At 62.0% G+C, this 5,706-nt stretch carries 5 protein-coding genes; 1 reads left to right on the forward strand and 4 read right to left on the reverse strand.

Going from position 1 to position 5,706, the window contains the following annotated elements; all coding sequences use genetic code 11:
- Positions 1-643: 643 nt before the first annotated feature.
- Complete coding sequence (locus Q0520_RS09760; protein WP_298669478.1) at positions 644-2,041, forward strand: MFS transporter; 1,398 nt, start codon at positions 644-646, stop codon at positions 2,039-2,041.
- A 177-nt stretch (positions 2,042-2,218) separates the two neighbouring features.
- Here Q0520_RS09760 and Q0520_RS09765 read toward each other — a convergent pair whose 3' ends face one another.
- The 4 genes from Q0520_RS09765 to Q0520_RS09780 all read right to left on the reverse strand — a co-directional run.
- The gene (locus Q0520_RS09765) at positions 2,219-4,030 is read right to left on the reverse strand and encodes an aldehyde ferredoxin oxidoreductase family protein (protein ID WP_298669480.1); all 1,812 of its coding nucleotides are present in this window, start codon (positions 4,028-4,030) and stop codon (positions 2,219-2,221) included.
- On the reverse strand, positions 4,030-4,521 hold the full coding sequence (locus Q0520_RS09770) for a 4Fe-4S dicluster domain-containing protein (protein ID WP_298669483.1): 492 nt from the start codon (positions 4,519-4,521) through the stop codon (positions 4,030-4,032). The genes Q0520_RS09765 and Q0520_RS09770 overlap by 1 nt, the downstream gene beginning before the upstream one ends.
- Positions 4,522-4,643: 122 nt before the next feature.
- The gene (locus tag Q0520_RS09775) at positions 4,644-5,408 is read right to left on the reverse strand and encodes a 2Fe-2S iron-sulfur cluster-binding protein (protein WP_298669485.1); all 765 of its coding nucleotides are present in this window, start codon (positions 5,406-5,408) and stop codon (positions 4,644-4,646) included.
- Positions 5,405-5,706, reverse strand: a 302-nt coding sequence (locus Q0520_RS09780; RefSeq protein ID WP_298669487.1) for a 4Fe-4S binding protein, incomplete at its 5' end; no start/stop codon positions are given. The genes Q0520_RS09775 and Q0520_RS09780, both read right to left, overlap by 4 nt.

A 5,706-nucleotide genomic window follows, 5' to 3' on the forward strand; every position in this document is an offset into this window, starting at 1 on the left:
CTCTTTCCCTACACGACGCTCTTCCGATCTACCTCGTCGCCGGGACGATCGGGTCCCTGCTTGAGGGGAGGTCGTACCGCGTCCCCGGGAGGGTGGCGGAAAGGGCGTCGACCGGTGAGGGCGGGCATGTCGGTCTCGTCCTGGAGGAGGGAGACCGGCGCCTTACCTGCATGGCCTTTGAACCGACGAAAGGGTTCAGGGATATCGTGCGGGGACTTGTCCCCGGCGATACCGTCCTCGCCTGCGGGAGCTACAAGCACGGGACGCTCAACCTCGAAAAAATCCGCATCGACACCCTTGCAGATGATCTCGTGATCAGGCCGCCGCTCTGCCCGGCCTGTGGCGCCCGGATGACCTCTGCCGGGAAGGATAAGGGATACAAGTGCCGGAAATGCGGGGCACGGGCACAGGAGCCAGAGGTCATTGCCCGGTCCCGGACCCTGGCAACAGGCTGGTTTGAAGTGCCGCCGACGGCGCGGCGTCACCTCTCCCGACCGCTCGCGCGCGGGAGTACGCAGGCATAGGTGGGCCGGGGAAGCACTATGTGGTTTCAGTCCCCAGTATAAAGGGACTGTTGAACACCACAAATTCCTAAACCATGCGATTGGATTATAAAAGCAACACTATATCACATTACTCATGGATGCTCCTCGCCCTCCTCTGTACCGCCGCCATGGTGGTCATGGCGGGCGAAGCAATGCTTGTCGCCGCATTCCCCGTCATTGAAGCCGAATTCGGCGTGTCTTCCGTTTTCACCGCCTGGATCCTCCCGGCCATGATGATTGTCGGGGCGATGACAATCCCGGCCATCGGTGTCCTCGGCGACAGGTACGGAAAAAAGCGCCTGCTTCTCATATGCCTCTCGATCTACACCGCAGGGGTGATCTTTGGTGGCTTTGCGTCGGACATGCTCTCTCTCCTCTGTTGCAGGGCGTTGCAGGGTGCCGGACTTGCAGTCGGCCCTATCGCCTGTGCCCTCATCGCTGAACAGGTCCCCGAACGCCTGGTCCCGTCGGCGATCGGGCTTGTCGCCGCAACAGACGGAGCCGGGACCTTCGCGGGTGTGCTCACAGGGTCCTATGTCGTCGAGCATTATGGCTGGCAGACCTGCTACCACGGGATGGTGCCGGTTGCCGTCCTCCTTGTCCTCGCCGCCGCGATCATTGTCCGGCCTTCCCCCCGGAGAGAGGGATGCGGCCGCGTCGACCTTGCAGGTACGGCCCTCTTCTCTCTCGCCATCCTCTGCGGGATGATCGCCATCTCTCTCTGGAACCCCTCCGGACTCCCCGGACCGACTGTGACGGCACTCTTCGTCTTTGCTCTCGGTGCGCTCGTCCTCTTCCTGCACAGGGAAGGACATGCCGAAGACCCCGTCTTCAATGCCGGTTTCTTCCTCAAATCACCTGTCAGGACTGTCTGCATCAACGACATGGTCGTGATGCTCCTCTTCTTCCTCCTCCTCCAGTCGATGCCCTATATCATCGAGAGCCCGGCAGGTCTCGGCCTCACCGCCTTCTCGGTCGGACTCATCATGGTCCCCGGGACGGTGGCCGACATGATCTCCGGCGCAGTTGCAGGCAGGATCGTGCAGAAAAAGGGGTTTCAGTTCGCGTTCATCATCGGTGCCGTCGAGATCGCCGTCGGGTGCGGTTTTCTCATCCTCTTCCCCCTCTCGGTGCCAGTCCTCGCCCTGGTATGGACCGCCGTCTCGTCGGGGATGTCAATACTCCTGACGGTCGACAATATCGTCGTCGTCGCCGCCGCTCCCCCGGCCAAGTTGACGACAGCCTCGGCCCTCATCCACACTCTCCAGAATGTCGGCGGAACCCTCGGACCCCTGATCACCGGCATCGCCCTTGCCGGGCAGGGGGGTGCGCCTGCGGGGACGGCTTTCGCTACAATATTTGCCATCGGTGGAGCCATCGCAGTTCTCGTCCTCGTCCAGGCGGGTCTTGTCCAGGGAACGACTGTGGGATCCCCTGGCCCTGAGAATAGCCCCCGGGAAAATCCGGCCCTCTTTTCCTGCTCTGAAAGGGATTGAAGGCACTCATCAAAGTCAAAATTTTCAGTTTTCCCGGGGTCTACCCCGCGCGAGGACAAACAAAGGGGACCCTGAGGTCGTGATTGACCCCTGGAAAGGCTGAGCACAGGATGCAGAGATCGGTGACTGCCGGCCCCCCTCAACCACCCCCCAGGGGTTCGCCGCGCAAAAAAAAGATCAGGAGGCGAGGTTGCCAAGCCCCAGTTCGGTGAGTTTCTCCTTTTTCGGCACACCGTGCTTGTCCCAGCCGCGGACCTCGTAGTACTTCGGGAGCATCTCGGGAAGCCTGCTGACCTTCCCCTTTGCCGGTCCTGCCGGGATCGGGTCGTTGAGGAGCCTTGGCGGCAGGGTGTCGTCCTTCTCTGAATAGCCGTTTTTGATGATGAACATCCGTTCAAGGTTCCAGATCCTCTCCCCGATCTGCATCACCTTCTCCGGGGTGTAGTCGACGCCTGTCGCCGCCTTCAGTTCAGCCGCGATCTCGTCGGCGCCGATCGCAAAGGAAGCGAAAAGGCAGGTCCCCGAGGCAGAGATCGAGGCGGTGAGGTCCTGGAAGACCTTGAGGATCTCGGGCTTCCCTTCGGTGACCGCGGGGTCGAGTTTCATGGGCAGACCGAGCACCTCGGGCGAGATGGTGTAACCCCGCACATGGCACCCGCCGCGGTTCGAGGTGGCGTATTCCAGACCTATCCCCTGCACCCCCCGCGGGTCGTAGGCCGGCATTTCCTGCTTCTTCACGGTCATCGAGAGTTCGGGGTGGCCGTACTTCGTGGCAAGGCGGTACGAGCCCTCTGCAAGGTCGTTCCCGAAGCCCTCACGGTAGGCGGTGGCGCGGGTCAGCGCGACCATGGCGTCGGCGTTCCCGAAGTGCAGGTCGTAGCCAACCTTCTTCTGGTCGACGGCCCCGATCTCGTAGAGTTCCATCGCGCACGCGACCGTCGAGCCCATCGTGATCGTGTCCAGACCGAGTTCGTTGCAGAGGAAGTTCGCCTTCAGCACGGCGTCCATGTCGAAGATCCCGCAGTCGGCCCCGAAGGCCCAGGCGGTCTCGTACTCCGGTCCCTCTCCGACCTCGTTGTACTTCCCCTTCGCCTTCGCGACCCGGCCGCAGCCGACGACGCAACTCCCACAGCCCTTGCCGTGGAGGAGGTGAGCGCCGGTGAGGGTCTCGCCTGAGATCCTGTCGGCCTCCTCGGTGTAGGCCTCGCGCCAGTTCCGCGTCGGGAAGGCACCGGTCTGGTTGATGATGTTGACCAGGATATTTGTCCCGTAGGTCGGGAGACCCGCGGAAGTGACCGGGTTTTCAGATATCTTCTTCCTGGCCGCCCTGATAATGCCGAGGTACCCATCCTTATCGGCGACCCTGATGCCGCGGGTGCCGCGGACCGCAATCGCCTTCAGGTTTTTTGTACCCATCACCGCACCGACGCCGGTCCGCCCTGCCGCACGGTGTTTGTCATTCATGATGCAGGCGAACTTGACGAGTTTCTCACCTGCCGGGCCGATGCAGGCGACCTCTGCCTCGGGGTCGGTCGCAGCCTTCACGGCGTCGTCGGTCTCGTAGACCGTCTTCCCCCAGAGGTGGGAGGCGTCGCGGATTTCGACTTTGTCATTGTTGATCCAGAGATAGACCGGTTTCGCGGCCTTCCCCTCAAGGATGACCATGTCGTAACCGGCGTACTTCAACTGGGCACCGAAGTAGCCGCCCGAGTTCGAGGCGGCAAGGGTGTCGTTCAGCGGCCCCTTGGTCACGACGTCGTAGCGCCCTGTCGAGATACCCATCGTCCCTGTCAGGGGTCCGGTCGCAAAGATGAGTTTGTTCGCCGGAGAGAGGGCGTCCACCTTCGGGTCGACCTCGTCCATGAAGTACTTCTCGCCAAGGCCACGGCCACCGATATAGTTCTCGGCGGCGTCCTTCTTCAGGGACTCCTTCTTGACGGTGCCCGCAGTCAGGTTGACCCTGAGCACCGTCCCCATCCATCCGTGCATCAGATCTCCACCTCCGCAATGCCCGCGGCGATCTTCGCCGAGAAGGCCTTCTTCCTCTGGACCGTCGCCGTATCGGCAGGCAGGTACTCGATCGCGTTCGTCGGGCAGAACTCGGCGCACATTGGCGCACCCCCGCAGTGGTCACATTTCAGGGGTTGCTTTTCTTCCATGCTGTACAGGACGTTGCCGAAGGGACAGGCCATCACGCACATCCGGCACCCGATGCACTTTGCCGGATTGACATTGACGAGTCCGGTCTGCGTGTCCTTCTCGAGGGCGCCTGTGGTGCAGGCGGCCGCACAGGCGGGTTTATCGCACTGCAGGCAGGCCATGGGAATGTTCACACCGCCCTCGAAGCGGTGGACCGTGATCCGCGAGACCGCCGGCCTGAACTCCCCCTCATGCCCGATTGAGCAGGCAAGTTCGCATGTTCCGCAGCCGATGCACCGCTCCGGGGTGATCAGCAACAGGTTCTCGGTTTTTTCCATCATATCCCCCCTATGATCGGGATGTGTATGCAATTCTGGTTTAAGAATTTTCACGTCAGACCTCCGCATTTTGCAGGCCAATCTCTGGACGCCTGAAAAATTGCGGAGATCTGGGTAAAGCCCCATCAATCTTTTTTCTTCGTCCCGAGGCCTGTTCCGGCCTCCTTCGCCTCCGCGATCCTCCGGCACCGCGGGCAGAGTGTCCTCCCCTCTTTCAGCTTGAACTCCGGCTTTCCTGCCGCAATCTGTTCCTTCGTCGCGAAGCGTTCCCCGCACATCTCACAGGCGACGAGTTCGAAGGTCCTCCCCCAGATCGTGCGTGTCCCCTCCTCTTCGGTCATCAGGATCGCACCGGTCGGGCAGACCTCGGCACAGGCGCCACATCCAGTGCAGTCCATCGAGGGTTCCCTGAAGGGGGTGTCCACCTCCTTCCCCCAGCCGCGGGAGACGAAGTCGATGCAGTCGGTGCCGAGTTCGGCACAGGCCCGGACGCAACGGCCGCACCTGATGCAGAGGTCGACCTCCCCCTTCTGCACGAAGCGCTCGTCAAGAGGTTCGACCCCATACGCCTCCGCAAGTTTCTGGAGGACGGGGGACTGCGGTGAGCGGGCGAGGAGGAGTTGGATGACGAAGTTCCTCGCCCTCCTCACGTCCTCCGTATCGGTGAAGATCTCGACGGGTCCCCTGATGGGGTACATGCACGAGATGACGAGGTTTTTCCTCCCGCGTTCGACGACCTCGACCTGGCAGAGGCGGCAGTTGCCATCAGGCGGCAGGCCCTCGTGGTAGCAGAGGGTCGGCACCTCGATCCCGAGGGCCTTCGCCGCTTCGAGAGCGGTCGTCCCCTCTTCGACCGCGGTCTTCCTCCCGTCGATCGTGACGTCAATCATGTTTTCTCCCTCCTCACGACCTTGATCGCCCTGAAGCGGCACGCGTCCAGGCATGAACCGCAGGTGATGCAGGTCCCCATATCGATGTGGTGGGTCTGTTTCCTCTCACCGGTGGCCGCATTGACAGGGCAGACCTTTGCACAGAGTGTACAGCCCGTGCAGAACTCCGGGTCGACCGTGAGGGCATACAGGTCGGTGCAGACCCCGGCACGGCAGAACCCCTCCTTCTCGTGTTCTTCATACTCCTCGGGGAACCAGTGCATCGTCGAGAGGACAGGGTTTGCCGCGGTCTTCCCGA

Source organism: uncultured Methanofollis sp. (assembly GCF_937919355.1).
Lineage (GTDB): Archaea > Halobacteriota > Methanomicrobia > Methanomicrobiales > Methanofollaceae > Methanofollis.

Excerpts from the sequence above, each read along its gene's own strand:
- Q0520_RS09760 (WP_298669478.1), top strand. The coding sequence starts at position 644 with ATGCTCCTCGCCCTCCTCTGTACCGCCGCCATGGTGGTCATGGCGGGC.
- Q0520_RS09765 (WP_298669480.1), bottom strand. The coding sequence starts at position 4,030 with ATGCACGGATGGATGGGGACGGTGCTCAGGGTCAACCTGACTGCGGGC.
- Q0520_RS09770 (WP_298669483.1), bottom strand. The coding sequence starts at position 4,521 with ATGATGGAAAAAACCGAGAACCTGTTGCTGATCACCCCGGAGCGGTGC.
- Q0520_RS09775 (WP_298669485.1), bottom strand. The coding sequence starts at position 5,408 with ATGATTGACGTCACGATCGACGGGAGGAAGACCGCGGTCGAAGAGGGG.